Origin of the sequence: Streptomyces wedmorensis (assembly GCF_000716445.1) — a bacterium.
GTDB lineage: Bacteria > Actinomycetota > Actinomycetes > Streptomycetales > Streptomycetaceae > Streptomyces > Streptomyces wedmorensis.
Genome location: NZ_JNWK01000003.1, coordinates 116,978 through 141,065, shown reverse-complemented (window position 1 = coordinate 141,065; position 24,088 = coordinate 116,978). Strand labels below are relative to the sequence as shown.

At 73.0% G+C, this 24,088-nt stretch carries 25 protein-coding genes; 15 read left to right on the top strand and 10 right to left on the bottom strand.

Going from position 1 to position 24,088, the window contains the following annotated elements:
- Positions 1 to 35: 35 nt before the first annotated feature.
- Together OO54_RS03030 and OO54_RS03025 are read left to right on the top strand one after the other, a co-directional pair.
- Positions 36 to 362 carry a hypothetical protein gene (locus OO54_RS03030; RefSeq protein ID WP_033201299.1) on the top strand — a complete coding sequence of 109 codons (327 nt, stop codon included), beginning with the start codon at positions 36 to 38 and terminating at the stop codon, positions 360 to 362.
- Positions 359 to 943, top strand: coding sequence for a DNA-3-methyladenine glycosylase I (locus OO54_RS03025; RefSeq protein WP_017239932.1), 585 nt, complete (start codon positions 359 to 361; stop codon positions 941 to 943). Before OO54_RS03030 ends, OO54_RS03025 begins: the two co-directional genes overlap by 4 nt.
- A 26-nt stretch (positions 944 to 969) precedes the next feature.
- On the opposite strand, the gene chcB is transcribed toward OO54_RS03025, so the two are convergent.
- A complete protein-coding gene (gene chcB / locus OO54_RS03020) occupies positions 970 to 1,773 on the bottom strand; it encodes a 2-cyclohexenylcarbonyl CoA isomerase (RefSeq protein WP_033201298.1) in 804 nt (267 codons plus the stop codon).
- A gap of 312 nt (positions 1,774 to 2,085) precedes the next feature.
- Between chcB and OO54_RS43190 the strand changes: the two genes are divergently transcribed.
- Entirely contained in the window at positions 2,086 to 2,253 is a 168-nt protein-coding gene (locus OO54_RS43190) for a DUF3117 domain-containing protein (RefSeq protein WP_017239934.1), read from the top strand.
- Between the two features lie 243 nt (positions 2,254 to 2,496).
- Here the strand turns inward: OO54_RS43190 and OO54_RS03015 are convergent, their stop codons facing one another.
- Entirely contained in the window at positions 2,497 to 3,162 is a 666-nt protein-coding gene (locus OO54_RS03015) for an O-methyltransferase (protein WP_017239935.1), read from the bottom strand.
- A gap of 142 nt (positions 3,163 to 3,304) precedes the next feature.
- Between OO54_RS03015 and sigE the strand changes: the two genes are divergently transcribed.
- From sigE to OO54_RS02990, 5 genes are all read left to right on the top strand, one after another.
- Complete coding sequence (sigE, locus tag OO54_RS03010; RefSeq protein WP_078905021.1) at positions 3,305 to 4,063, top strand: RNA polymerase sigma factor SigE; 759 nt, start codon at positions 3,305 to 3,307, stop codon at positions 4,061 to 4,063.
- The gene (locus OO54_RS03005; RefSeq protein WP_033201296.1) at positions 4,060 to 4,977 is read left to right on the top strand and encodes an anti-sigma factor family protein; all 918 of its coding nucleotides are present in this window, start codon (positions 4,060 to 4,062) and stop codon (positions 4,975 to 4,977) included. The genes sigE and OO54_RS03005 overlap by 4 nt, the downstream gene beginning before the upstream one ends.
- 78 nt (positions 4,978 to 5,055) lie before the next feature.
- Positions 5,056 to 6,816: a S1C family serine protease gene (locus OO54_RS03000; RefSeq protein ID WP_051786670.1), complete on the top strand. Its 1,761-nt coding sequence runs from the start codon at positions 5,056 to 5,058 to the stop codon at positions 6,814 to 6,816.
- A 91-nt stretch (positions 6,817 to 6,907) separates the two neighbouring features.
- A complete protein-coding gene (locus OO54_RS02995) occupies positions 6,908 to 7,351 on the top strand; it encodes a sec-independent translocase (protein WP_017239939.1) in 444 nt (147 codons plus the stop codon).
- 74 nt (positions 7,352 to 7,425) lie between these two features.
- The gene (locus tag OO54_RS02990) at positions 7,426 to 8,052 is read left to right on the top strand and encodes a hypothetical protein (protein ID WP_017239940.1); all 627 of its coding nucleotides are present in this window, start codon (positions 7,426 to 7,428) and stop codon (positions 8,050 to 8,052) included.
- A 55-nt stretch (positions 8,053 to 8,107) separates the two neighbouring features.
- Here the strand turns inward: OO54_RS02990 and OO54_RS02985 are convergent, their stop codons facing one another.
- From OO54_RS02985 to OO54_RS02975, 3 genes are read right to left on the bottom strand one after another with little or no spacing between them, the layout of a single operon-like run.
- Positions 8,108 to 9,241 (bottom strand): Mrp/NBP35 family ATP-binding protein, encoded by a 1,134-nt coding sequence (locus OO54_RS02985; RefSeq protein ID WP_033201295.1) that lies wholly within the window; start codon positions 9,239 to 9,241, stop codon positions 8,108 to 8,110.
- 44 nt (positions 9,242 to 9,285) lie between these two features.
- Positions 9,286 to 9,861, bottom strand: a complete 576-nt coding sequence (locus OO54_RS02980) for a DUF1003 domain-containing protein (RefSeq protein WP_033201294.1) — start codon at positions 9,859 to 9,861, stop codon at positions 9,286 to 9,288.
- Positions 9,851 to 11,134, bottom strand: a complete 1,284-nt coding sequence (locus OO54_RS02975; protein ID WP_033201293.1) for a magnesium transporter MgtE N-terminal domain-containing protein — start codon at positions 11,132 to 11,134, stop codon at positions 9,851 to 9,853. The genes OO54_RS02980 and OO54_RS02975 overlap by 11 nt, the downstream gene beginning before the upstream one ends.
- Before the next feature lie 290 nt (positions 11,135 to 11,424).
- Here OO54_RS02975 and OO54_RS02970 point away from each other — a divergent pair, with 290 nt between their 5' ends.
- Positions 11,425 to 12,183, top strand: a complete 759-nt coding sequence (locus tag OO54_RS02970; protein WP_033201292.1) for a hypothetical protein — start codon at positions 11,425 to 11,427, stop codon at positions 12,181 to 12,183.
- A 3-nt stretch (positions 12,184 to 12,186) separates the two neighbouring features.
- Here the strand turns inward: OO54_RS02970 and OO54_RS02965 are convergent, their stop codons facing one another.
- Complete coding sequence (locus tag OO54_RS02965) at positions 12,187 to 12,696, bottom strand: hypothetical protein (protein WP_033201291.1); 510 nt, start codon at positions 12,694 to 12,696, stop codon at positions 12,187 to 12,189.
- Between the two features lie 14 nt (positions 12,697 to 12,710).
- A complete protein-coding gene (locus tag OO54_RS02960; protein ID WP_033201290.1) occupies positions 12,711 to 13,838 on the bottom strand; it encodes a magnesium and cobalt transport protein CorA in 1,128 nt (375 codons plus the stop codon).
- Between the two features lie 418 nt (positions 13,839 to 14,256).
- Between OO54_RS02960 and OO54_RS02955 the strand changes: the two genes are divergently transcribed.
- The 4 genes from OO54_RS02955 to OO54_RS02940 all read left to right on the top strand — a co-directional run bounded on the left by OO54_RS02955 (position 14,257) and on the right by OO54_RS02940 (position 17,441).
- Positions 14,257 to 14,841, top strand: coding sequence for a suppressor of fused domain protein (locus OO54_RS02955; protein ID WP_033201289.1), 585 nt, complete (start codon positions 14,257 to 14,259; stop codon positions 14,839 to 14,841).
- 141 nt (positions 14,842 to 14,982) lie between these two features.
- The gene (locus OO54_RS02950) at positions 14,983 to 15,621 is read left to right on the top strand and encodes a DUF6758 family protein (protein WP_033201288.1); all 639 of its coding nucleotides are present in this window, start codon (positions 14,983 to 14,985) and stop codon (positions 15,619 to 15,621) included.
- A gap of 115 nt (positions 15,622 to 15,736) precedes the next feature.
- Positions 15,737 to 16,597, top strand: a complete 861-nt coding sequence (locus OO54_RS02945) for a PHP domain-containing protein (protein WP_017239949.1) — start codon at positions 15,737 to 15,739, stop codon at positions 16,595 to 16,597.
- A gap of 238 nt (positions 16,598 to 16,835) precedes the next feature.
- Positions 16,836 to 17,441, top strand: a complete 606-nt coding sequence (locus tag OO54_RS02940) for a MarC family protein (RefSeq protein WP_033201287.1) — start codon at positions 16,836 to 16,838, stop codon at positions 17,439 to 17,441.
- Positions 17,442 to 17,542: 101 nt separating this feature from the next.
- On the opposite strand, the gene OO54_RS44855 is transcribed toward OO54_RS02940, so the two are convergent.
- Positions 17,543 to 17,695, bottom strand: a complete 153-nt coding sequence (locus OO54_RS44855) for a hypothetical protein (protein WP_017239951.1) — start codon at positions 17,693 to 17,695, stop codon at positions 17,543 to 17,545.
- 174 nt (positions 17,696 to 17,869) lie between these two features.
- Here OO54_RS44855 and OO54_RS02935 point away from each other — a divergent pair, with 174 nt between their 5' ends.
- A complete protein-coding gene (locus tag OO54_RS02935; RefSeq protein WP_078905019.1) occupies positions 17,870 to 18,799 on the top strand; it encodes an NYN domain-containing protein in 930 nt (309 codons plus the stop codon).
- On the opposite strand, the gene OO54_RS02930 is transcribed toward OO54_RS02935, so the two are convergent.
- A complete protein-coding gene (locus OO54_RS02930; RefSeq protein ID WP_051034158.1) occupies positions 18,783 to 19,688 on the bottom strand; it encodes an alpha/beta fold hydrolase in 906 nt (301 codons plus the stop codon). The two genes, OO54_RS02935 and OO54_RS02930, sit on opposite strands and share 17 nt — an antisense overlap.
- A gap of 254 nt (positions 19,689 to 19,942) precedes the next feature.
- On the bottom strand, positions 19,943 to 22,795 hold the full coding sequence (locus OO54_RS02925; RefSeq protein ID WP_033201286.1) for a DEAD/DEAH box helicase: 2,853 nt from the start codon (positions 22,793 to 22,795) through the stop codon (positions 19,943 to 19,945).
- A gap of 486 nt (positions 22,796 to 23,281) precedes the next feature.
- Here OO54_RS02925 and OO54_RS02920 point away from each other — a divergent pair, with 486 nt between their 5' ends.
- Entirely contained in the window at positions 23,282 to 24,004 is a 723-nt protein-coding gene (locus OO54_RS02920; RefSeq protein ID WP_033201285.1) for a ferritin-like fold-containing protein, read from the top strand.
- Positions 24,005 to 24,088 lie beyond the last annotated feature (84 nt).

Genomic DNA, 24,088 nt, shown 5'->3' with positions numbered 1-24,088 from the left:
ACGGGACGATTTCCACTCCGGGGAGAGGCACGCAGGTGTTCTGGTTTCTGCTCATCACGATGGTCGTGGTCGTGGCCGCGGTGACCCTGGCCGTGGTCGGCGGCGGCGACAGCGAGGTGCTGCCCGAGGTGGCGCCCGAGCAGCTCGTCGACCCCCTTCCGGCGGCCCGGCCGGTGGACCGCGCCGACGTCGAGGCGCTCCGCCTCCCCGTCACGGCCCGCGGCTACCGGATGGCGGACGTGGACGACGTCCTGGTCCGGCTCGGAGCCGAGATCGCCGAGCGGGACGCGCGGATCGCCGAGCTGGAGGAGGCCCTCGCGGGCGCCGCCGGGGGCCCGGACCGCGAAGGCGACCAGCAGTGACCGGCGGGGCGGTACCCGGCCCGGACGGGCGGCTCCGCTGCCCCTGGGGCCTGTCGACCGAGGACTACGTGACGTACCACGACGAGGAGTGGGGCCGCCCGGTCCACGGCGACGACGCGCTGTTCGAGCGGCTCTGCCTCGAGGCCTTCCAGTCGGGCCTGTCCTGGATCACGATCCTGCGCCGCCGCGAGGGCTTCAGGCGTGCCTTCGCGGACTTCGACATCGCCTCGGTGGCCGGATTCGGCGAGGCGGACCGCGAGCGGCTCCTCGCCGACGAGGGCATCATCCGCAACCGCGCCAAGATCGACGCCACCCTCGCCAACGCGAAGCTGCTCGCCGGCTGGGACCCGGGCGAACTCGACACCCTGATCTGGTCGTACGCCCCCGACCCGGCGACCCGGCCCGCCCCGCGTACGGTCTCGGACGTCCCGGCCGTCACGGACGAGTCCACGGCCCTCTCCAAGGCCCTCAAGAAGCGCGGCCTCCGCTTCATCGGCCCCACCACCGCCTACGCCCTGATGCAGGCCTGCGGCCTCGTCGACGACCACGTGGCCGACTGCGTGGCCCGGGGCGGCCGATAGCTGTAGCCGACCGCCCCGGACAGGACCTAGCGGCCCAGGTAGCGGGGCTTCTCCTTGGCGATGAAGGCGCGGACCGCGATGGTGTGGTCCTCGGAGGCGCCGGCCAGCGTCTGGAGCTCGTCCTCCTTCTCCAGGGCCTCGGCGAGCGAGTGGTCGGCGCCGTACGCCAGGGACTCCTTCAGCGCCGCGTACGCCACGGTCGGGCCCTCCGCGAGGGTCCTGGCCACCTTCACGGCCTCGGCGGCCAGGTCGGCGGCCGGGACCAGGCGGTTCACGATGCCGAGCTCGTACGCCTCCTGGGCGCTGATCGACCGCGGGAAGAGCAGCAGGTCGGAGGCGCGGCTCTGGCCGATCAGCCGGGGCAGCGTCCAGGACATGCCCGAGTCGGCGGTGAGCGCGACGCCCGCGAAGGAAGTGTTGAAGGCGGCGGTCTCGGAGACGATCCGGTAGTCCGCCGCGAGCGCGAAGCCGAAGCCGGCTCCCGCCGCGACACCGTTCACGGCGGCCACGACGGGCTTCCGCATGCCGGTGAGCGCCTTGACGATCGGGTTGTAGTGGTCGCGGACCGTGTTCATCGTCTGGCTGGTGCCGGACTCCTGGTCCGAGAGGAGCAGGCCCACGTGCTCCTTCAGGTCCTGGCCCACGCAGAACGCCCGGTCGCCCGCCGCGGTGAGCAGCACCGCCCGAACGGCGGGATCGGCCGCGGCCGTCTCCGCCGCGTCCCGGAGGGCGACTTTCGCCGCCACGTTCATCGCGTTCATGGCCTCGGGCCTGTTGAGCGTGATGGTGGCGAGACCCTCGCTCACCTCGTACAGCACCGTGTCGGCCATCGGGATCCCTTCGCCTCATTGCGTGGTTGACCAGCCCAGCATGGCGGAGATCACCCGCCCCGCACATGTGAGCTGCGTCAAAGAACGGGGGATCCGGGGCGGAGGCCGAGCGGCGAAGTATCGCAGGCCGGTCGCCGAATTATGTGGTTTTGCGGAAGCGCGTTGCGCAAGCGATGCAGATCGATGTTGGTCATCGGGTCCTGTGATGCGGGATAATGACCTGGAAGCAATGTGTTCGAAGCCGGTGACGCGTGCTCCACACCAAGGAGCTGCCCGGCTGACGATGAGCTGGTTTCAGGAAGGGGAACAAGCATGGCGGCCATGAAGCCGCGGACGGGTGACGGCCCGCTCGAGGTGACCAAGGAGGGGCGGGGCATCGTCATGCGCGTACCGCTCGAAGGCGGCGGTCGGCTTGTCGTCGAGCTGACCCCGGGCGAAGCAGAGGCGCTGGGCGACGCCCTGAAGAAGGTCGTCGGCTGACCCGACCCTCCACGAGTCCTTCCGCTGCCCCGGTACGGTCCGCCGTGCCGGGGCAGCGGTGCGTCCGGCGCCGTTCAGGCGTCCCCTCGGCCCCGGTCAAGACGTCCGGGCTCCGGTCATGGCGTCCCGGGCTCCGGTCGAGGCGTCCGGGCTCCGGTCATGGCGTCCCCGGGCCCCCGTCGAAGCGTCCCGGCCTCCGCTCATGGCGTCCCCGGCTCCGGGGAGCCGCCGGGCGTGCGGGGGTCAGCCGCGTCGGACCGCGCAGAGCAGGCCGTCGCCGACCGGCAGCATCGAGGCCACCAGCTCCTGGCTCTCGCGGACGGCCCGGAGCAGCTCGCGCAACCGCTGGACCTCCGGCGGCTGGGCCCCGGAGTCGACCGTGCGGCCGTCCGCGAAGACGCCCTCGAAGCAGACGAGACCCCCTGGTCGCAGCAGGCGCAACGATTCAGCGAGATAGTCCAGGTACTCCAGCCGGTCGCCGTCGCAGAACACGAGGTCGTACCCGCCGTCCGCGAGCCGCGGCAGGACGTCCAGGGCGCGGCCGGGGATGAAGCGGGCCCGGTTGCCGGCGAAACCCGCGGCCCGGAACGCCGTCTTCGCGAGCTGCTGCCGCTCCGGCTGGAGGTCCACCGTCGTCAGCACCCCGTCCGGCCGCATCCCGTGCAGCAGGTAGATGCCCGACACGCCCGTACCGGTGCCGATCTCCGCCACCGCCTTGGCGTCCGCCGTCGCCGCGAGCAGCCGCAGCGCGCCACCGGTGCCGGGGGACACCGAAGGCAGCCCTGCCTCCCGGGCCCGCTCCCGGGCCCAGCGCAGAGCCTCGTCCTCGGCGACGAAGGCGTCGGCGAACGACCAGCTCGTCTGCCGGTTGGCGGTAATGGCCCTCTCCTGTCCCCGTAGTTGACGCAACGGTGACTGTATCCGCTGCCAACGGGAACCCGCTGATGGGACCGGGCGTTCACCAGGGGAAGGACGCGGCAGGAGGAGGCCGGGAGACCCGGTTCCAAATTCGCGTAAAGATTCTTATCCGGAGCTAACGGGCGAGGTGGCTATGGTAGGGGCTCCACTGGACACCACCAGAGCCGACAGGGGAGGTGCGGCTGCGCCTGTGGATCGGGGAGGAGTGCTTCGGCGTCTTCTCAGGTCGGCGGGTGAGCCGAAATCCGTGACCGACACCGCTGACCGTTTCCGCACCACCGACTCCGCTCCCACCACCGCGGCCTTCGCATCGGATGCGGAATCGCAGGCGTGGACCCCTCCCACCTGGGAGGAGATCGTCAGCACGCACAGTGGCCGGGTCTACCGCCTCGCCTACCGCCTCACGGGCAACCAGCACGACGCCGAGGACCTGACGCAGGAGGTCTTCGTCCGCGTCTTCCGCTCGCTGTCGACGTACACGCCGGGCACCTTCGAGGGCTGGCTGCACCGCATCACCACCAACCTCTTCCTCGACATGGTCCGCCGCAAGCAGCGCATCCGCTTCGACGCGCTCGCCGACGACGCCGCCGAGCGGCTGCCCAGCCGCGAGCCCTCGCCGCAGCAGGTCTTCAACGACACGCACTTCGACGCCGACGTGCAGCAGGCCCTCGACACCCTCGCGCCCGAGTTCCGCGCCGCGGTCGTCCTCTGCGACATCGAAGGACTGTCGTACGAGGAGATCGCCGCGACCCTCGGTGTGAAGCTCGGCACCGTCCGCAGCCGGATCCACCGCGGGCGCTCCCACCTCCGCAAGGCGCTCAAGCACCGCTCGCCCGAGGCCCGGGCGGAGCGTGCGCTCGCCTCCGTCGGATGGGAGGCAGGGACAGCGTGAGCGGCACACGTCCCTCGGCACAGACCCCCGCGGAACACCACCTCGGGGACCGGCTGGCCGCGCTCGTCGACGGCGAACTCGGCCACGACGCCCGCGAGCGGGTCCTCGCGCACCTCGCGACCTGCCCCCGCTGCAAGGCGGAGGCCGACGCGCAGCGCACCCTCAAGAGCGTCTTCGCCTCCGCGGCGCCCCCGCCTCCCTCGGAGGGTTTCCTCGCCCGCCTCCAGGGCCTCCCCGGCGAGCCGCCGGGCGGCTCCGGCGGTCCCGGCGCCCCCCGGGGTCCGCTCGAGGAACTGCTCGCCGGCGGAGTGAAGTCCGACGGCTTCGCCACCGCCGCGGTGGTCACCCCGCGCTCCGGCACGGGCACCGGCTTCCGGATCCACGACGTCGGCGAACGCTGGGGCACGTCCGGGCGCGGCCGTCGCTTCGCCTTCGCCGCGGCCAGCGCGGTCTCGTTCGCGGCCATCGCCCTCGGCGGCACCCTGCCGATGGACTCCTCCGTGAGCGCGAGCGCGCGCGGCGGCCAGGGCACGGGCAGCGCGGTCACCCCGCTGCGCGCCACCGGCGGCACCACGGGCGGCGGCACGACCGGTCCGAACACCTCGCGCGGCACGCGCAACGGCGAGCGCTACGGCGCCCAGTCCGTGGACGCCGGGGCGCTGACCCCGTCGGCCCCGGCGGCCACGCCGCACGGGCCCGTCACCGGCGCGCCCCGGGGCGCGACGGCGCAGGACGTGACGCGGTCCGAGGCCGCCCCGATGGTCGCCGTCGGGCTCCGGAACCCCACCACGCAGTCGCTCCTGGCCCTCTCGCCGTTCATACGGCCGTCGGCTCCGGCGCTCCAACTGGCCCTCGCGCCCCGCCCCGACACGGCGCCGACCTCGACGGCCGTGCCGCTCGTCGCCCGACGCTGACCCGAGACCTGGTTGAATCCAGGGAAAGGGGCGCCCGACCCAGGGGCGCGCGGACGGGTCAGCGGTTGCGGGGAGAGCATGAACAACGGGAAGCCGAACTGGTGGAGCCGGCCGTCGAACACACCGGAGGCGGCGCGGATATCCACGCCGCCGCCGGCCGAGGACGGCGACGGTGACTTCCCCCTGCCCGCGCCCCGCCCGCCCGCGGCGCCGGACCCGGCCGCCCCGGCCGAGTCCCGGCCGGCGGGCGACCTGACGGAGACGGCACCGGCACCCGCGTTCGAGGTGTCGGAGCCGCGCCCCCTGACGGCCGAACCGCTGACGGCTGAACCCCCGGCGTCCGTGCCGCAGACCGCGCCGGCCGTCGAGCTGACGAAGCCCGTACCGGCGGCCGAGGCGGCACCCGTCGCCCCGGCGCCGGAGACCCCTGCCGCGGCCCCCGTGCCGCTGCACGCCCCCGACGAGTACCGCACGCCGCCCTACGGCGAGCCCGGGCCGTGGGCGCCCGCGCCGCCCGTGCAGCGCCCGCCCGCCCCCGTACCGCCGCAGCAGCAGGGCGCGGTGCCTCCGGCGCCGGCGCACCCGCACCCCCAGCCGCACGCGCACCCGCAGCAGCACCCGCAGGGGCCCGTGCCGCCGCAGGGCGGGTCACCGTGGACGCAGTACGACCCCTGGGGGGCGGGCGACCCCGGGTTCGCGTTCGAACCGGCGCCCGCGAAGAAGTCCCGCAAGGGCCTCGCGGTCGCGGGCGCCCTCGTCTTCGCCCTCGTCACCGGCGTCATCGGCGGCGGGATCGGCGCGTACGTGGAGCGCAACGGCGGCCTCACCACCGTCGAGCTGCCGCAGGCCGAGGCCGGGGACACCGACCGCGCCCCGGAGAGCGTCGCCGGGATCGCCGCCAGCGCCCTGCCGGGCGTCGTCACCCTGCACGTCAGGGGCAGCGGCTCCTCCGGCACCGGCACCGGCTTCGTCCTGGACACCAAGGGCCACATCCTCACCAACAACCACGTCGTCGACGGGGCCTCGTCCTCCGAGGACATCTCGGTCACCTTCTCCAGCGGCGAGACCGCCCGCGCCAAGCTCGTCGGCAAGGACACCGGCTACGACCTGGCCGTCGTCCAGGTCACCGGCGTCTCCGGTCTCAAGCCGCTGCCGCTCGGGAACTCCGACAACGTCCGGGTCGGCGACCCCGTCGTCGCCATCGGCGCCCCCTTCGACCTCTCCAACACGGTGACCTCCGGCATCATCAGCGCCAAGGAGCGCCCGATCACCGCCGGCGGCGAGAAGGGCGACGGCAGCGACATCAGCTACGTCGACGCGCTCCAGACCGACGCCCCCATCAACCCCGGCAACTCCGGCGGCCCGCTCCTCGACTCCAAGGCCCGGGTCATCGGCATCAACAGCGCGATCCGCGCCGCCGGGGGCGGATCCGGCGAGGGCGAGGGCGCCGCGAGCCAGCCCGGCTCCATCGGCCTCGGCTTCGCCATACCGATCAACCAGGGCAAGCGCGTCGCCGAGGAGCTCATCAACACCGGCAAGGCGACCCACCCCGTCATCGGTGTGAGCCTCGACATGCAGTTCAACGGCGACGGCGCCCGCGTCGGCGAGAAGGGCAAGGACGGCTCCGCCTCCGTCACCGCCGGCGGCCCGGCCGCCAAGGCGGGGCTCCGGCCCGGGGACGTCATCACCAAGGTCGACGGCCAGCGGGTGCACAACGGCGAGGAGCTCATCGTGAAGATCCGCGCCCACCGCCCCGGCGACAAGCTCGAGCTCACCCTGACCCGGGACGGCAAAGAGCTGACAAAGACGTTGACCCTCGGCTCCTCGCAAGGCACCTGAGCGCCATGTGATGGACGCCGCGAGGTACCCGTCCGGCAGTCCGGGCGGGTACCGTGGACCGGGCCCTGGACCGGCGTGAAGGAGCTACTAGGTGTTCAGCGACATAGGCGCACTCGAGCTGGTGGCCCTCGTGGTGCTCGCCGTGCTCGTCTTCGGGCCGGACAAGCTCCCGAAAGTGATCCAGGACGTCTCGCGCTTCATCCGGAAGGTCCGTGACTTCTCCGACAGCGCGAAGGAGGACATCCGCAGCGAGCTGGGCCCGGAGTTCAAGGACTTCGAGTTCGAGGACCTCAACCCCAAGACGTTCCTCCGCAAGCAGATGGAGCAGAACGAGGACCTCCGGGAGCTCAAGGAGCTGCGCGGCAGCTTCGACCTCAAGAAGGAGATGAACGAGGTCGCCGACGCCGTCCACGGCCGCGCGAGCGCGCCCGCCGCGGTCAACGGCTCCGCGGTCAACGGCACTCCGGACCTGCTGAAGAAGCAGGACAAGCCGGACACCGGCGAGCGTCCCCCGTACGACTCCGACGCGACCTGACGACGGGCTGTCACCGACCGGACGCGTCCCGGTGGCTATCCTCCCTCTGTTGACGGAACGAGGAGGCGGCCGAGATGGAGACCACGAGTCGGGCGGAGAGCGTGCCCACGGCCCGGCGGACCCCCGAGGGCTACCTGCGGGCACCCTTCGCCTGGTACGGCCTCGACGAGGCGTTCACCGGGCCCCGCTGGCTGATGCAGGTCGGCACGGCGGCGGACGGCAGCGTGCAGCACGGTTCGACCGGGCACGGCGACACGCCGTCCATAAAGTCGGACGCGAGCGGCGTGGAGAAGGAGCGCTTCGCCGTCGTCGTCACGGTCGCGGCGAACCCGGTGCGGCGCACCGGCGACGGTACGGGCGTCCTCGACGCCACCACGGTCTCCTCCGCCGCCTGGCTGGCCGGCTCGGGGCTGCTCGTCCACACCTGGCCGGCGTCGCTCGACCACGCGACGCGCGACAACTGGCTCGACCAGCAGACCGAGACCGCCTTCGAACTCGCCGACGACCTCACCGGGCCCGCCTGGTCGACGCTGTCGCTGCCGGTGGACGGCGTGCCGGTGCCGTTCCACTACCGGGAGTCCGAGTTCGGCTGGGTCCTCGCCGGATCCGCCCCGGGCGTCCACATCGGGGCGTACGGGCGGGGGATGAGCGCGTACGGTCTCGGGTTCTCGCAGATCAAGGACCTCGACGCGTACGCGTGAGCACGTGACGGAGGGGCGCCCCGGATGTCCGGGGCGCCCCTCCGTCGTACCGCTTCTAGAACTTGTTGCGGGGCGTGATGCCCAGGCTCATGCCCGACAGGCCGCGCTGACGGCCGCCCAGCTTGCCGGCGATGGCGCGCAGGGCGGCGCCCGCCGGGGAGTCGGGGTCGGAGAGGACGACGGGCTTGCCGTCGTCGCCGCCCTCACGGAGCCGTACGTCGATCGGGATCGAGCCGAGGACCGGGACGGTCGCGCCCGTGGTCTGCGTCAGGCCGTCCGCGACCTTCTGGCCGCCGCCCGTGCCGAACACGTCGACCATCTCGTCGCAGTGCGGACACGGCAGGCCCGCCATGTTCTCGACGACGCCGACGATCTTCTGGTGGGTCTGGACGGCGATCGAGCCGGCCCGCTCCGCGACCTCGGCGGCCGCCTGCTGCGGGGTGGTGACGACGAGGATCTCCGCGTTCGGCACCAGCTGCGCCACGGAGATCGCGATGTCGCCGGTGCCCGGGGGCAGGTCGAGCAGCAGGACGTCCAGGTCGCCCCAGTACACGTCCGCGAGGAACTGCTGGAGCGCGCGGTGCAGCATCGGGCCGCGCCACACCACCGGCGCGTTGCCCGGAGTGAACATGCCGATGGAGATGACCTTCACGCCGTTCGCCGACGGCGGCATGATCATGTTCTCGACCTGGGTCGGACGGCCGTCCGCGCCCAGCATCCGCGGCACGCTGTGGCCGTAGATGTCGGCGTCGACGACACCGACCTTCAGACCGTCGGCGGCCATCGCCGCGGCCAGGTTCACGGTGACGGACGACTTGCCGACGCCACCCTTGCCGGAGGCCACCGCGTACACCCGGGTCAGCGAGCCGGGCTTCGCGAACGGCACCTCGCGCTCGGCGCCCGTGCCGCGCAGCGCCGCCGCCAGCTCCTTGCGCTGCTCGTCGCTCATCACGTCCAGCGAGACGTCGACGCCGGTGACGCCCTCGACCCGGGAGACGGCCTCGGTCACGCGCTGCGTGATGGTGTCGCGCATCGGGCAGCCGGAGACCGTCAGGTACACCGTGACGGCGACCCTGCCGTCCGGTTCGATCTCCACCGACTTGACCATGCCGAGCTCAGTGATCGGTTTGTTGATCTCGGGGTCGTTCACCGTCGCCAGTGCTTCGAGCACCGCGTCTTCCATAGCCATACCGACGATGGTACGGCGCCGACCACCGGCCCATGAAAGGTCTGTCAACGGTCGGGTACGTCACTTCCCCGGGTGCCGCCCGACGGGAATAGATCCCGGCGCTCCTCCAGCTCCTTGATGAGGTCCTGGAGCTCCGACCGGATCCAGTCGCGCGTGGCGACCTCGCCCAGGCCCATCCGCAGCGCCGCGATCTCCCGGGTCAGGTACTCGGTGTCCGCGATCGACCGCTCGTTCTGCTTCCGGTCCTGCTCCAGATTGACCCGGTCCCGGTCGTCCTGCCGGTTCTGGGCGAGCAGGATCAGCGGCGCCGCGTACGAGGCCTGCAGGGACAGCGCGAGCGTCAGGAAGATGAACGGGTACTCGTCGAACTTCAGCGACGCCGGCGCGAAGATGTTCCAGGCGACCCAGACGATGATCGTCAGCGTCATCCAGACCAGGAACCGTCCCGTCCCCAGGAACCGGGCGATCCGCTCCGAGAGCCGCCCGAACGCCTCCGGGTCGTACTCCGGAAGCAGCCTGGCCCGCCGCTCGCGCGGCAGGTCGAGCCGGATGCGGGGCACCGGCCTCTCGCGCTCCCGCTCCCGCTCGCGGTCCCGGTCCTGCGTCCGCTCAGCGGCCATGCGGGGCCTCCTCCTCGTGGAACTCGGTCTCCCGCCAGTCCTCCGGCAGCAGGTGGTCGAGCACGTCGTCGACGGTGACCGCGCCCAGCAGCGAGCCGCTCTCGTCCACCACCGGCGCCGCCACCATGTTGTACGCCGCGAGATAGCTGGTCACGGCGGGCAGCGGGGTGTCCGGCCCCAGCGGCGGCAGATCGCTGTCCACGAGCGAGCTCACCAGCGTGAACGGCGGATCGCGCAGCAGCCGCTGGAAGTGCACCGTGCCCAGGTACTTGCCGGTCGGCGTCTCGTCCGGCGGCCGGCAGACGTACACCTGCGCGGCGAGCGCCGGCGACAGGTCCTGCTGCCGCACCCGGGCCAGCGCGTCCGCCACGGTGGCGTCCGGGCGCAGCACGATCGGCTCGGTCGTCATCAGACCGCCCGCCGTGCGCTCCTCGTACGCCAGGAGCCGGCGCACGTCGGCGGCGTCGTCCGGCTGCATCAGGGTCAGCAGCCGCTCCTGGTCCTCCTCCGGCAGCTCGGACAGCAGGTCGGCCGCGTCGTCCGGGTCCATCGCCTCCAGCACGTCGGCCGCGCGCTCCTCTTTCAGCTTGCCGATGATCTCGACCTGGTCGTCCTCCGGGAGCTCTTCGAGGACGTCGGCGAGCCGGTCGTCGTCGAGGGCCGCCGCCACCTCGGCACGCCGCTTGGGGGAGAGGTGGTGCAGCGCGTTCGCCAGGTCGGCGGGGCGCAGCTTCTCGAAGGTGGCGACCAGGCTCTCGGCGCCCTGCCCGTGCTCCTCCAGGGAGAAGCCGGTGACGGCCGACCACTCGACGGTCAGCGTCTCGCCCTTGCGGCTCAGCACCCCGCCCTTGCCCTTGCGGACGAAGACCTTGTCGATCTCCCAGTCGCGGCGGGCGGGCAGCTGCTGGATGGCGACGTCGAGGACGGTGACCTCCTCGCCCTCCCGCCCGTCGCTCCCGACGAGCCGGACGCGCCGGTCGAGGAGCTCGCCGAGGACGAGCCGCTCGGTGGGGCGCTGCTCGAAGCGGCGCATGTTGACCACGCCGGTGGTGATGACCTGGCCGGACTGGACGCCCGTGATCCGGGTCATCGGCACGAAGACCCGGCGGCGGCTGAGCACCTCCACGACCATGCCGAGCAGCCTGGGCGGCCGGCGGCCCACCCGGAGCATGGCCACCAGGTCGCTGACCCGGCCGACCTGGTCGCCGACGGGGTCGAAGACGGGGACCCCCGCGAGATGGGAGACGAAGATCCGGGGGGCGCCTGCCGCCATGCCACGCGCCTCCTCGGTGCCGCACGATTCGAGTCGTCGCAGAGCTTTGCCGGTGATCGCAGAGCTTTGCCGGGTTCAGGCTAGCCCGTGCTGTTCCGCCCCGCTCCGGCAGTGCCTCCGTACGGCTGCCTGCGGGGTCCGCCACCCGGCCCGGGTACGCTGCGGACTGCCGTTCCCCCCTCGGCCCCCGCACCGGACCCGGCCGTTCCGCCCGCCGGGAACGCGGCCGTCCACCGGCATCCCGTACGGGCCGGGGCCCGTCGTCCCCCATGAAACGAGAGGCAGCGCAGATGACCGTCCGCACCCCGTCATCGCGTATCCGCAGGGCTGTCACGCCCCTGGCGCTCTGCGCCGGACTGACGGTGGGACTCACGGCCTGCGCCGCCGATCCGGACGAGGGGACGAACGGCGTCGGAAAGCTCTCCGCGTCCGAGATCGAGCAGAAGGCGCAGACGGCGGCGGACGCGGCGAAGGCGGTGCGCCTCGCCGGCACCCTGGTCAGCAAGGGCGGCACCTTCAAGCTGAACATGCGCCTCAAGCAGGACGGCGCCACCGGCTCCGTGACGACGAAGAACAGCACCTTCGAGCTGCTGCGCGTCGGCGACGCGCTCTACCTGAAGGCCGACGCGGGCTTCTGGTCCCACGACGACAAGGCGGACGAAGCGCCCACGGAGGCGGACACCGAGGCCGCCGACAAGCTCGACGACATGTACGTGAAGGTGCCGCAGGGCGACCCCTCGTACAAGCAGCTGCGCGGCTTCACCGACATGGACCTGCTGCTCGACGGGCTGATCGGCCTGCACGGCGAGGCCGTCAAGGGCGACCGCGACCAGATCGGCGGGGTCCGTACGGTCAAGGTCAAGGGCGGCGCGGACGGCGAGGGCGGCACCCTCGACGTGGCCCTGGAGGGTTCCCCGTTCCCCCTCCAGTTCGCGCGGGGCGGCGGCGCCGGCGTCGTCGTGCTCTCCGAGTGGGACCGCGACTTCCCGCTCGCCGAACCCTCCACCGAGGAGACCCTCGACTACGGCAAGCAGCTGCCCCGGACCTAGGGCCTAGGCCTTGCGGCGCCGCTTGAACAGCAGCTTCGGCAGGGCGGCCGGGACCGGGCGGCGGGTGACGGCGTCGGTCGGCAGCGGGACGGCGGCCAGGGAGCCGTCCGGGAGGTCCGTGGTGGAGGTGCGCGGGTCGAGCCGCAGCACCCGGCACTCGCGCGCCCAGCGGCCCGGCATCTCCTCGCCGTCGGGGGCGTTGAGCCGCTTGCCCTTCAGCTCGGCGACGGCCGCGTCCCACTCCTCGGTGCCGGGGGAGAGTTCGCGCACGGCGGCGGTCCAGGCGACGAGCCGGCCGCCCTTGTCCTTGCTGCGGACGGTCACCTCGGCCGTACCGCCGTCGACCAGGCCGGGCAGCGGCTGCTCGCCGGGGCCGTCGCCGACGACGTGCGCGGCGCCGTCGTGCCAGACGTGCCAGAGCGCGCGGGCGGGGCCGGTGCCGCGCACCCAGACGAGGCCGGACTTCTTGGTGGCCTCCTCGACGAGGGCGGACCCGAGCAGCTCTTCAGTCATGGCGCGAAGCCTATCTACAGCCAGCCGTTGCGCTTGAGGGTGCGGTGGATGGTGAAGCAGACCGCGATGATGCCGGTGAGGACCATCGGGTAGCCGTACTTCCAGTGCAGCTCCGGCATGTGGTCGAAGTTCATGCCGTAGACGCCGCAGACCGCCGTGGGGACGGCGACGATCGCCGCCCACGAGGTGATCTTGCGCATGTCCTCGTTCTGCGCGACGGTCGCCTGCGCCAGGTTGGCCTGGAGGATCGAGTTGAGGAGCTCGTCGAAGCCGACGACCTGCTCCTGGACGCGGGCGAGGTGGTCGGCGACGTCCCGGAAGTACTTCTGGATGTCGGGGTCGACCAGGCGCATCGGCCGCTCGCTGAGCAGCTGCATCGGGCGCAGGAGCGGGGTGACGGCCCGCTTGAACTCCAGTACCTCGCGCTTGAGCTGGTAGATCCGGCCGGTGTCCTTGCCGCGCGTGGAGCCCTTCGCGGCCGGCGAGAAGACGTCGATCTCCAGCTGGTCGATGTCCAGCTCGACGGCGTCGGCGACCGCGATGTAGCCGTCGACGACGTGGTCGGCGATGGCGTGCAGCACGGCCGAGGGGCCCTTGGCGAGCAGCTCCGGCTCGCCCTGGAGGCGGTGGCGGAGGTTGCGGAGGGAGCCCTGGCCGCCGTGCCGGACGGTGATGACGAAGTCGGGGCCGGTGAAGCACATGACCTCGCCGGTCTCCACGACCTCGCTGGTCGCGGTGAGTTCGGCGTGCTCGACGTAGTGGATGGTCTTGAAGACCGTGAACAGGGTGTCGTCGTACCGCTCCAGCTTGGGTCGCTGGTGGGCGTGGACGGCGTCCTCGACGGCGAGCGGGTGCAGCCCGAACTCGGCGGCGATACCGGCGAATTCGGCCTCGGTCGGCTCGTGGAGGCCGATCCAGGCGAAGCCGCCGCTCTCCCGTACCTGGCGCATCGCGCCGCGCGGCGTGAGGCACTCGCGGTCGTCGATCCGGCGGCCGTCGCGGTAGACGGCGCAGTCGACGACGGCGCTGGAGGCCGAGTGGTCGCGGGTGGGGTCGTACGCGGTGTACGTGGTGGGGGTCTTGCGCAGGGTGTGCCGCAGGCTCGGGCGGACGGCGGCGGTCAGGTCACGGATCATCGACATGGGCGTGCTCCTTCACGGATCGGCCGTCGGCGCGGAGCGTGGCACAGCCCGGAATGGGGACGGAGAGGTACGTCGTCCACAAAGCGGGCGGCACCGAAGGGTCGCGGTAACGGCGGTCGCTACAGACAGGGAAAGGCGAAGTGCTCTTCCGTCGTGCGAGATGCCGGAGAGGCGGGTCCGTGCCGGACCCGGACGTCACCGGAAGGAGCGCACCGAGCTGGGGTGCGAGGCGGCGGAAGAGCTGCTGGTACTGCCCGATCGACTTCGGTCCATCGCAGTCCCACCTCCTCCGGCCGGTCCCCTGTCGGGGATGACGTGTGACGAGCAGTCGGGAATCCCGACCAGTGGCCAACACTATCAGCCGACAGAGGGTCAATCCCTTCCTTTGCCCGTTCCATACGCGATCTATGCTCCCCACATGGGAGAAGTTCTTGCACTGGTCGAGGCCCGGCTGCGGACGGCACTCGGAGAACCGGACGCGCGCGCCGCGGTGACGTTCCTCGGTACGGACCGGATCGAGGTGCTCCGGTTCATCGACGGAGATCTCGTGCGGTACGCGACCCTCGGCATGTCCGCGCAGCCGATGGCCGACCCGACCGCCGCGCTCGCCGACCCGGTGAAGGGCCCGCGCGCGGAACTCGTCCTCACCGTGCGGGCCGGGCTCGCCGACACCGACAAGGTGCTGCGCCCGCTCGCCGTGCTCGCCGCCACGCCCCAGGTCGAGGGCGTCATCGTGGCCCCCGGCGCGTCGCTCGACGTCGGTGACCCCCTCTGGCCGGGCGCCTCCTTCAGCTCCGTCCTCGTCGCCGAGTCCGGCGGGCTCGTCGAGGACCTGGAGCTCGACGAGCCGATGGACCCGGTCCGCTTCCTGCCGTTGCTGCCGATGACCCCCAACGAGGCCGCCTGGAAGCGGGTCCACGGGGCGCAGGCGCTGGAGGAGCGCTGGCTGGCCAAGGGGACGGACCTGCGCGATCCGCTCCGCGGGTCCGTGAACCTGGACTGAGGCCCGCCGGGCGCGTCCTCCGCCCGCCCGAACCCGTCCGAACCGGGGGCGCGCCCACCGAGGGTGAACGGCTCCGGCGGACGGGTGATCGTCTGTGGACGTCCTTGACGTGGGGCTGAAGAGCTAGGACCGTTGAGCCCTATGAGGGGCGAACCCAGTTGTCCGAAGTGCGGTGGCCGGGTCAGGGCGCCCGGTCTCTTCGCCGACTCCTGGCAGTGTGACGTACACGGCTCGGTGTACCCGCTCCAGCCCGTGATCCCCCCCAGCGTCGAGGCGCTCGGTGTCGTGGTGAACCGGTCCCAGGTGCCGGTGTGGATGCCGTGGCCCCTGCCCGTCGGCTGGCTCTTCACCGGGGTCGCGTACGCGGGAGACGACCGCAGCGGCGGTCGGGCGACGGCCGTCGCGTGCTCGGGTCCCGGACCGCTCGGCGGGATCGGCGAGCTGGTCCTGGTCGCCGAGGAGCTGGGCGTCGGCCTCGGCGCGCGGTACGCCGGCATCGACGGCCCGGACCCCGGCCCCGGCATGTCCATCGACAAGCCGCCCCAGACCAAGGTGCTCGCGGCCGGCCGCCCCACCCCGCTCTGGCACGTCAACGGCCCCCCTCAGGACCGCGCGGTCTTCGCGGGCGAGGCGTGCGGCATGTGGCTGTGGGCGATCGTCTGGCCCGAGCAGTCCGGGCTCCTCATGTACGACGAGCTCGTCCTGACGGACCTCCGCGACGCCGGCGCCGAAGTCGAACTCCTCCCCTGCGGAGCGCTCACGCCGAGGCTGCTGGGCTGAGCGGTTCCCAGGCCCTGTCCGGCGGGGACCGTCTGACGATCCGTACGGCTGTGTTCGATTCGCCCGTTATGCTGGAGCGTCCCTCGTCCGTGCCGAGCCCCCGGAGTACCGCGTCGTGCGCATCGATCTGCACACCCACTCCACGGCTTCCGACGGCACGGACTCGCCGGCGGAGCTCGTACGGAACGCGGCCGCGGCCGGGCTCGACGTCGTCGCGCTGACGGACCACGACACCACCCGGGGCCACGCCGAGGCGATCGAGGCACTGCCCGAGGGGCTGACCCTGGTCACCGGCGCCGAACTGTCGTGCCGGATCGACGGCATCAGCCTGCACATGCTGGCGTACCTCTTCGACCCGACGGAGCCGGCGCTCCTCGCCGAGCGCGAGCTGGTCCGGGACGACCGGGTGCCGCGCGCCCGCGCCATGGTCGGGAAGCTCCAGGAGCTCGGCGTCCCCGTCACCTGGGAGCAGGTGGCCCGGATCGCCGGCGACGGCTCCGTGGGCCGCCCGCACGTCGCCGAGGCGCTGGTCGAGCTCGGAGTCGTACCGGACGTGTCGGGGGCGTTCACGCCCGAGTGGCTCGCCGACGGCGGCCGGGCGTACGTCGGGAAGCACGAGCTCGACCCGGTCGACGCGATCCGCCTGGTGAAGGCGGCCGGCGGTGTCACCGTCTTCGCCCACCCGCTCGCCGTCAAGCGCGGCCAGGTGCTGCCCGAGGCCTCGATAGCCCGGCTCGCCGAGGCCGGACTCGACGGCATCGAGGTCGACCACATGGACCACGACGAGGCGACGCGCGCGCGGCTGCGCGGGCTCGCGAAGGAGCTCGGGCTGCTGACCACGGGCTCCAGCGACTACCACGGCAGTCGCAAGACCTGTCGCCTCGGCGAGTACACCACCGACCCCGAGATCTACGGCGAGATCACCCGCCGTGCCGCGGGAGCCTTCCCGGTCCCCGGCGCGGGCGGATCCCGCTAAGAGGGCCGTACGCCCCCGGGGCCGTTCCCGGCCCCCCTTCCGCCGCTCCCTCGTGACGGCGGCCGGCCGTCGCGCCCGCCGCCTCCCGGGCGGGTGCGCGCGCCCCGACTCCGTTTCGCGCCGCCGTACGGCTCTGTGCCGTGCTCCGGTGGCGCTTCTCCTGCCCTGCTTCCGGAATCCCACGTTCCGCCAGGCGGGGACACCCCACTGTTCGACCTCTCCCGCAAGGCACCCCACCGTGTTCGACGTCGCCGTCTTCGGCTCGCTGTTCCTGACCCTCTTCGTGATCATGGATCCCCCCGGGATCACCCCGATCTTCCTCGCCCTCACCTCCGGCCGTCCGGTCAAGGTGCAGCGCCGGATGGCCTGGCAGGCCGTCGCCGTCGCGTTCGGCGTCATCACCGTCTTCGGCCTGCTGGGGCAGCAGATCCTGGACTACCTGCACGTCTCCGTCCCCGCGCTGATGATCGCGGGCGGTCTCCTGCTGCTGCTCATCGCGCTCGACCTGCTCACCGGCAAGACCGACGAGCCGAAGCAGACCAAGGACGTGAACGTCGCCCTGGTGCCGCTCGGCATGCCGCTGCTCGCCGGCCCCGGTGCCATCGTCTCGGTCATCCTGGCCGTGCAGCACGCCGACAGCGTGGCCTCCCAGGTCTCCGTCTGGACCGCGATCGCCGCCATGCACGTCGTGCTGTGGCTGACCATGCGCTACTCGCTGGTGATCATCCGGGTCATCAAGGACGGCGGCGTCGTCCTGGTGACGCGGCTCGCGGGCATGATGCTGTCCGCCATCGCGGTGCAGCAGATCATCAACGGCGTCACCCAGGTGATCCAGAACGCCTGAGTCCCACGGGGCACTGCCCCCGGACGCCACTGCGCCCCCGTACGGATTCCGCTGTCGCGGAGTCCATGCGGGGGCGCGGTGCGTGGGGTGGACCCGACCTGTTACGAGGCCGAGGTCTCGGCGGGGCGGATCCAGATGCGCTGGCCGATCGCGGCGGCCTGCTGCACGATCCGGTTGACGGAGGAGGCGTCCACGACGGTCCGGTCGACGGGCGTGCCGTCGATGTCGTCGAGTCGCAGGATTTCGAAGCGCATGGGCTTCTCCCTTCGTCTGAGTTGATCCTCCTGATGGAGAACTGCGTTACACAGGGGTCCAACGTGGTGCGCTCTGCAAACATTCCTTACGCTAAGGAAAATTTTCGGATTGCTAACTACTGATGGGTAGGGGGTGTGGCGGCGACGCCCCGACCGGCGGACAATGAGCCCCGTATGAACGACGCACAGACCACTCAGGTCACCGAGACCGACGCCCGCATGCGCGACCTCGACGCACGCCTGGAGCGCACCAACGAGCTGCTTCAGCGGATGCTGGCCGAGGTGGCCAAGACCCCCTCCACACACGCCATCTTCGTCGACGCGGGTTACGTCCATGCTGCGGCCGGGTTGCTTGTGGCGGGCACCGAGGACCGACGCTCCTTCGACCTCGACGCGGAGGGCCTCATCGAGGCCTTCATCGACAAGGCCCGCACGATCTTCGCGGACAGCCGGCTGCTCCGCGTCTACTGGTACGACGGGGCCAGACGCCGCATCCACACGCCCGAGCAGCAGGCCATCGCCGAACTCCCCGACGTCAAGGTCCGGCTCGGCAACCTCAACGCCAACAACCAGCAGAAGGGCGTCGACTCCCTCATCCGCACGGACCTGGAGTCCCTCGCCCGCCACCGCGCCATCAGCGACGCCGCCCTGGTCGGCGGCGACGAGGACCTCGTCTCGGCCGTCGAGGCCGCCCAGGGCTACGGCGCCCGCGTCCACCTCTGGGGCATCGAGGCCGCCGAGGGGCGCAACCAGGCCGAGGCCCTCCTCTGGGAGGTCGACAGCCAGCGCACCTTCGAGCTGGACTTCTGCCGCCCGTACGTCACCCGCCGCCCCGTCACCACGTACGAGAACGAGGGCGAGCCGCCGCCCTCCCGCGAGGAGGTCCGGTTCGTCGGCGCCCAGATCGCCGCGACCTGGCTCGCCGAGCGCGGCCGCGACCGGCTCGCCGAACTCCTGCCCAGCGCGCCCTACCTGCCGGGACCCGTCGACCAGGACCTGCTCGTCGAGGCGGAACGCCTGCTCAGCCGCTCCCTGCGCGGACACGCCTCGCTCCGGCGCGCCCTGCGGGACGGCTTCTGGCAGCACCTCAAGGCGCAGTACTGACCTCGGCGGCGGCGCCGTCGCCGGCGGGAGCGTCCGCCCGCTCCCAGAAGGCGGCGAGGCGGTCGGTCAGCTCCCGCGGGTGCGACACGTTGGGGGAGTGGCCGGCGCCCGCCACCACCGTGTGGTGCGCGCCGGTGCGGGCCGCCGTCGCCGACAGGTCCGCCGGGGACCAGACGCCCTCGTCCGCCCCGTACGCGATGTGCAGCGGCATCCGGAGTCCGGCCAGTTCCTCCGTGCCGTCCTGACGGTTCACCAGAAGCCGCCCCGCTCCCGCGAGTTGGGCGATCCGGGTGCCCGTCCAGCGGCGCCGCAGGAACTCCGTGACCTCCGGCGCGTCCGCCACGCCCGGCTCCTCGCCACGGCTGTCCAACCGGCACATCGCCTGCCACACGCGCTCCTTCGGGAGCAGCGCCAGCGCGCCGCGCAGCACCCGCACCCGGATCCGCTGCGGCCTGGCGACCGGGCCCGGACCCGAGGACAGCAGCGTCAGGGAGCGGAACGCGTCAGGGGCCAGCGCCGCCGCGGCCCGTGCCACGAGCCCTCCGAAGGAGTGGCCGACCAGATGGACGGGCCCGTCGCCGAGCGCCGCCGCCTGTGCCACCGCGTCCAGCGCGAGCGCCCTGCGCCGGTACGCCCTCCGGCCCCGCGGCCCCGGCGTCTCGTGCTGCCCCCGCCCGTCCACGGCCACGGCCCGGTACCCGGCCTCGCCCAGCGGCTCGAGCAGCGCCAGGAAGTCCTCCTTGCTGCCCGTGTACCCCGGCAGCAGCAGCACCGTCCCCCGGCGCTCGCCCACGGGCGCCGCGTCCAGCACGGCGAACTCGCCCCGCGCGGTCACCAACCGCCGTGCGCGGGTACGGGGCGGCAGGACGAGTGAAAGCGGCTTGCTCATATCTGGACTGTAACGGCGCGGGCGTCGGGGGGCCGACCGGGCCGGCGCGGGCCTGGACCGCCCGCCCGGTCGGCCGGGTCCATGGGGCCGGTCCCTCGGGGCGACCGCACGGTTTCCGGGGCGATCGTGCGGGTGCCGGTCCGGCCGCGTCGTACGCCGGTGAGGCCCGTGTGCGGTGACGGAGCCCGGAAAGGCCGTGCGGCCCGGCCCCTTCGGGGGGCCGGGCCGCACGGGTGGAGCGGGGTGGGGCGGGATCAGCCCTCGGGCTGGGCCGCCGCCTTCTTGGTGGTGCGACGGCGAGGAGCCTTGGGGGCCTCCTCGGCCGCGAGTGCCTCGGCCGCCGCGGCCTTCTTCGTCGTACGACGACGGGTCGGCGTCTTCGGCTCGGAGGCGTCGGGAGCCTCGGCGACGACCGCCTTCTTCGTCACGCGGCGACGGGGAGCCTTCGGGGCTTCCTCGGTCACCGGCGCCTCGGCGACGGCCTCCGCGACGGCCGCCTTCTTGGCCGTACGGCGACGCGGGGCGGCCTTGGGGGCCTCCTCCGCGACGGGCTCGGCGGCCGGTTCCTTGGCGGCGGGCGCCTCGGTGGTGGCCGGGGAGCCGGTGGCCTTGCGGGCGGTGCGGCGGGCGCGAGGGGCCTTGGGGGCCTCTTCGACGACCGTCGCGGCGACGGGCTCGGCGGCCGGTGCCTCGGTGGTGGCCGGGGAGCCGGTGGCCTTGCGGGCGGTGCGGCGGGCGCGAGGGGCCTTGGGGGCTTCCTCGACGACCGGCGCCTCGACAGCGGGCACCTCGACGGCGACCGGAGCCTCGACCGCGGGCGCCTCGGTGGTCACCGGGGAGCCGGCGGGCCGGCGGGCGGTGCGACGACCGCGCGGAGCCTTGGGGGCCTCCTCGACGACGGGCTCGGCGACCGGCTCGGCGGCGGGGACCTCGGCGGCGGGCGCCTCGGTGGTCACCGGGGGGCCGGCGGGCCGGCGGGCGGTGCGGCGGGCGCGGGGAGCCTTGGGGGCCTCCTCGACGACCGGCGCGGCGACGGGCTCCGCGACGGGGGCCTCGGCCACGGGGGCCTCGGCCACCGGCGCGTTGGTCGCGGCGCGGACCGCGCGGCGGCGGCGCGGAGCCGGGACCTCGGCCGTGACCTCGGAGGTCGCGGCCGCCGGGGCCTCGACGGCCGGGGCGGCGGCCTGCTGGACGACCTGCTCGGTCACCGGGGACCCGGTGGCTTTCCGCGTCGCGCGGCGGCGCGGAGCCTTCCGCGGCTCCTCCACGGCAGGCTTCTCGACGACGGGCGCCTCGACGACGGCGGGAGCGGCGGCGCGCAGGGCGGCCGCGGCGGTCTCGACGGTCTGGAAGGAACCGGTGTCCTCGACCGGGCGGATCACCCGCGGACGGCGGCGGCGCGGGGCCGGAGCCGGCTCCTGGGCCACCGGGGCCTGGGCGGCCGGCGCGGCCGTCACGGGCTCCTGGCGGGGAGTACGGCTACGGCGACGGGGGGCCTTCGGCTCCTCCGCCGGAGCGGCGGCGGGGGCCGACGGGGCCTCGACGGGAGCGGCCTGGGCGACCGGCGCCGACACGGCCTTCACCGGAGCGGCCTCGGCGACCCGGGTCGACGCGGCCTTGACCGGAGCGGCCTCGGCGGCCGGAGCCGCCGGAGCGGCGTGGGTCACCGGCGCGGAGCCCGGGGCGCCGACGCGGGTGCGACGGCGACGGCGCGGGGTGCGGGGGCCGGACTCGGTCCGGGTCTCCTCCGCCGCGGGGGCCGCGGGAGCGTCGGTCTCGACGGCCGGGGCCGCCGACACCGGGGCCTCGCCCTCGGCGCCGCCGCGGGTGCGCCGGCGCTGACGCGGGGTCCGCGTGCGCTCCGGGCGCTCCTCGGTCCGCTCGGCGGCCTTGGGGCCGCGCCCACGGCGTCCGCCGGGCTCGCCCAGGTCCTCGAGCTCCTCCGCGCCCAGACCCGCGCGGGTCCGCTCGGCGCGGGGCAGGATGCCCTTGGTGCCCGCCGGGATGTCCAGCTCCTCGAAGAGGTGCGGGGAGCTGGAGTACGTCTCGACCGGCTCGTGGAAGTCCAGGCCGAGCGCCTTGTTGATGAGCTGCCAGCGCGGGATGTCGTCCCAGTCGACCAGCGTCACGGCGGTGCCCTTGGCACCGGCGCGGCCGGTGCGGCCGACGCGGTGGAGGAACGTCTTCTCGTCCTCCGGCGACTGGTAGTTGATGACGTGGGTGACGCCCTCGACGTCGATGCCGCGGGCGGCGACGTCGGTGCAGACGAGCACGTCGACCTTGCCGTTGCGGAAGGCGCGCAGCGCCTGCTCGCGGGCGCCCTGGCCGAGGTCGCCGTGGACGGCGCCGGAGGCGAAGCCGCGCCGCTCCAGCTGCTCGGCGATGTCGGCCGCCGTGCGCTTGGTGCGGCAGAAGATCATCGCGAGTCCGCGGCCGTTGGCCTGCAGGATGCGGGAGACCATCTCCGGCTTGTCCATCGAGTGCGCGCGGTAGACGTGCTGCTTGATGTTGGCGACGGTGACGCCCTCGCCGTCGGGCGAGGTGGCGCGGATGTGCGTCGGCTGCGACATGTAGCGGCGGGCCAGACCGATGACCGCGCCCGGCATGGTGGCCGAGAACAGCATCGTCTGGCGCTTCGCCGGAAGCATGTTCATGATCTTCTCGACGTCGGGCAGGAAGCCCAGGTCGAGCATCTCGTCGGCCTCGTCGAGGACGAGGACCTTCACGTGCGACAGGTCGAGCTTGCGCTGGCCGGCCAGGTCGAGCAGACGGCCGGGGGTGCCGACGACGACGTCGACGCCCTTGTTCAGCGCCTCGACCTGGGGCTCGTACGCCCGGCCGCCGTAGATGGCGAGCACGCGGACGTTGCGCACCTTGCCGGCGGTGAGGAGGTCGTTGGTGACCTGCTGGCACAGCTCGCGGGTCGGGACGACGACGAGCGCCTGCGGGGCGTCGGTCAGCTGCTCGGGCTTCGCCCGGCCGACCTCGACGTCCATGGGGACGGTGACGCGCTCCAGGATCGGCAGACCGAAACCGAGGGTCTTGCCCGTGCCGGTCTTGGCCTGGCCGATGACGTCGGTGCCGGTGAGGGCGACCGGAAGGGTCATCTCCTGGATGGGGAAGGGGTTGACGATGCCGACGGCCTCAAGGGCCTCGGCCGTCTCAGGGAGGATTCCGAGCTCTCGGAAAGTCGTAGTCAGGGTGCTGCCTCTTCTGTGAGACGCGGCGTGAGGCGAACGAAGGGGGTCGTACCGTGCCGGAATCCTTCCGGCCGGATCGTTGAGATCGCTGCCGGGTGGCACGGGACCACTGCCGTCGCTCGAGCGTCGTACCGCTGAGGGTGACCCTTCCGCGGGTCCGCCGGAAGGGCTGTCGGGCCGGAGCCGATCGGGCCACCGACCGGGCATCCTCATTCATGAGTCGGCCCACGGGGTACGTCCGAACGTGCGAAAGCAGGTCCGCATACTCAGCAGGCGCTTTATCACTGTACCCCGGATTCGCGCATGTGTGTTGGGAGAAAACGTGATGAGGGCACGGTCACACTGACTGACCAGGGCCTTCCCGGGGACCGCGAGCGGGCTATTGTGCGCTCCATGGAGACGCCTGACAACGCCACACCCACCGGGATCGCCGCCGAGGACTGGGCCACCGCTTCCGCCGAGCCGCAGTACCGCGCCGCCGTGATCGACCTCCTCGGCGCCCTCGCCTACGGAGAGCTGGCGGCCTTCGAGCGGCTCGCCGAGGACGCCAAGCTGGCGCCCACCCTCACGGACAAGGCGGAGCTGGCGAAGATGGCCTCGGCCGAGTTCCACCACTTCGAGCAGCTCCGGGACCGCCTCGCGGCCGTCGACGCCGACCCGGCCACCGCCATGGAGCCCTTCGCCAAGGCGCTCGACGACTTCCACCGCCTGACGGCGCCGTCGGACTGGCTGGAGGGCCTGGTCAAGGCTTACGTGGGCGACTCCATCGCCAGCGACTTCTACCGGGAGGTCGCGGCCCGGCTCGACTCCGACACGCGCGGGCTCGTCCTCTCCGTGCTCGACGACACCGGCCACGGCAACTTCGCCGTGGAGAAGGTCCGCGCCGCCATCGACGCCGACCCCCGCGTCGGCGGCCGCCTCGCGCTCTGGGCGCGCCGGCTCATGGGCGAGGCGCTCTCGCAGGCGCAGCGCGTGGTCGCGGAGCGCGACGCGCTCTCGACGATGCTGGTCGGCGGCGTGGCGGACGGCTTCGACCTCGCGGAGGTCGGCCGCATGTTCTCCCGCATCACCGAGGCCCACACCAAGCGCATGGCCGCCCTCGGCCTCGCCGCGTAACCACGCCGGGCGGTACGCGCCGCTCTCGGGCGCCGAGGAACCGGGCGCCCGAGGCCCCCGCTCCGGACGTCCGTCCGCGGGCGG

Excerpts from the sequence above, each read along its gene's own strand:
- chcB (WP_033201298.1), bottom strand. The coding sequence starts at position 1,773 with ATGGCCGACACGGTGCTGTACGAGGTGAGCGAGGGTCTCGCCACCATC.
- OO54_RS43190 (WP_017239934.1), top strand. The coding sequence starts at position 2,086 with ATGGCGGCCATGAAGCCGCGGACGGGTGACGGCCCGCTCGAGGTGACC.
- sigE (WP_078905021.1), top strand. The coding sequence starts at position 3,305 with ATGGTAGGGGCTCCACTGGACACCACCAGAGCCGACAGGGGAGGTGCG.
- OO54_RS03000 (WP_051786670.1), top strand. The coding sequence starts at position 5,056 with ATGAACAACGGGAAGCCGAACTGGTGGAGCCGGCCGTCGAACACACCG.
- OO54_RS02990 (WP_017239940.1), top strand. The coding sequence starts at position 7,426 with ATGGAGACCACGAGTCGGGCGGAGAGCGTGCCCACGGCCCGGCGGACC.
- OO54_RS02985 (WP_033201295.1), bottom strand. The coding sequence starts at position 9,241 with ATGGCTATGGAAGACGCGGTGCTCGAAGCACTGGCGACGGTGAACGAC.
- OO54_RS02980 (WP_033201294.1), bottom strand. The coding sequence starts at position 9,861 with ATGGCCGCTGAGCGGACGCAGGACCGGGACCGCGAGCGGGAGCGGGAG.
- OO54_RS02975 (WP_033201293.1), bottom strand. The coding sequence starts at position 11,134 with ATGGCGGCAGGCGCCCCCCGGATCTTCGTCTCCCATCTCGCGGGGGTC.
- OO54_RS02970 (WP_033201292.1), top strand. The coding sequence starts at position 11,425 with ATGACCGTCCGCACCCCGTCATCGCGTATCCGCAGGGCTGTCACGCCC.
- OO54_RS02965 (WP_033201291.1), bottom strand. The coding sequence starts at position 12,696 with ATGACTGAAGAGCTGCTCGGGTCCGCCCTCGTCGAGGAGGCCACCAAG.
- OO54_RS02960 (WP_033201290.1), bottom strand. The coding sequence starts at position 13,838 with ATGTCGATGATCCGTGACCTGACCGCCGCCGTCCGCCCGAGCCTGCGG.
- OO54_RS02955 (WP_033201289.1), top strand. The coding sequence starts at position 14,257 with ATGGGAGAAGTTCTTGCACTGGTCGAGGCCCGGCTGCGGACGGCACTC.
- OO54_RS02950 (WP_033201288.1), top strand. The coding sequence starts at position 14,983 with ATGAGGGGCGAACCCAGTTGTCCGAAGTGCGGTGGCCGGGTCAGGGCG.
- OO54_RS44855 (WP_017239951.1), bottom strand. The coding sequence starts at position 17,695 with ATGCGCTTCGAAATCCTGCGACTCGACGACATCGACGGCACGCCCGTC.
- OO54_RS02935 (WP_078905019.1), top strand. The coding sequence starts at position 17,870 with ATGAACGACGCACAGACCACTCAGGTCACCGAGACCGACGCCCGCATG.
- OO54_RS02930 (WP_051034158.1), bottom strand. The coding sequence starts at position 19,688 with ATGAGCAAGCCGCTTTCACTCGTCCTGCCGCCCCGTACCCGCGCACGG.
- OO54_RS02925 (WP_033201286.1), bottom strand. The coding sequence starts at position 22,795 with ATGACCCTTCCGGTCGCCCTCACCGGCACCGACGTCATCGGCCAGGCC.
- OO54_RS02920 (WP_033201285.1), top strand. The coding sequence starts at position 23,282 with ATGGAGACGCCTGACAACGCCACACCCACCGGGATCGCCGCCGAGGAC.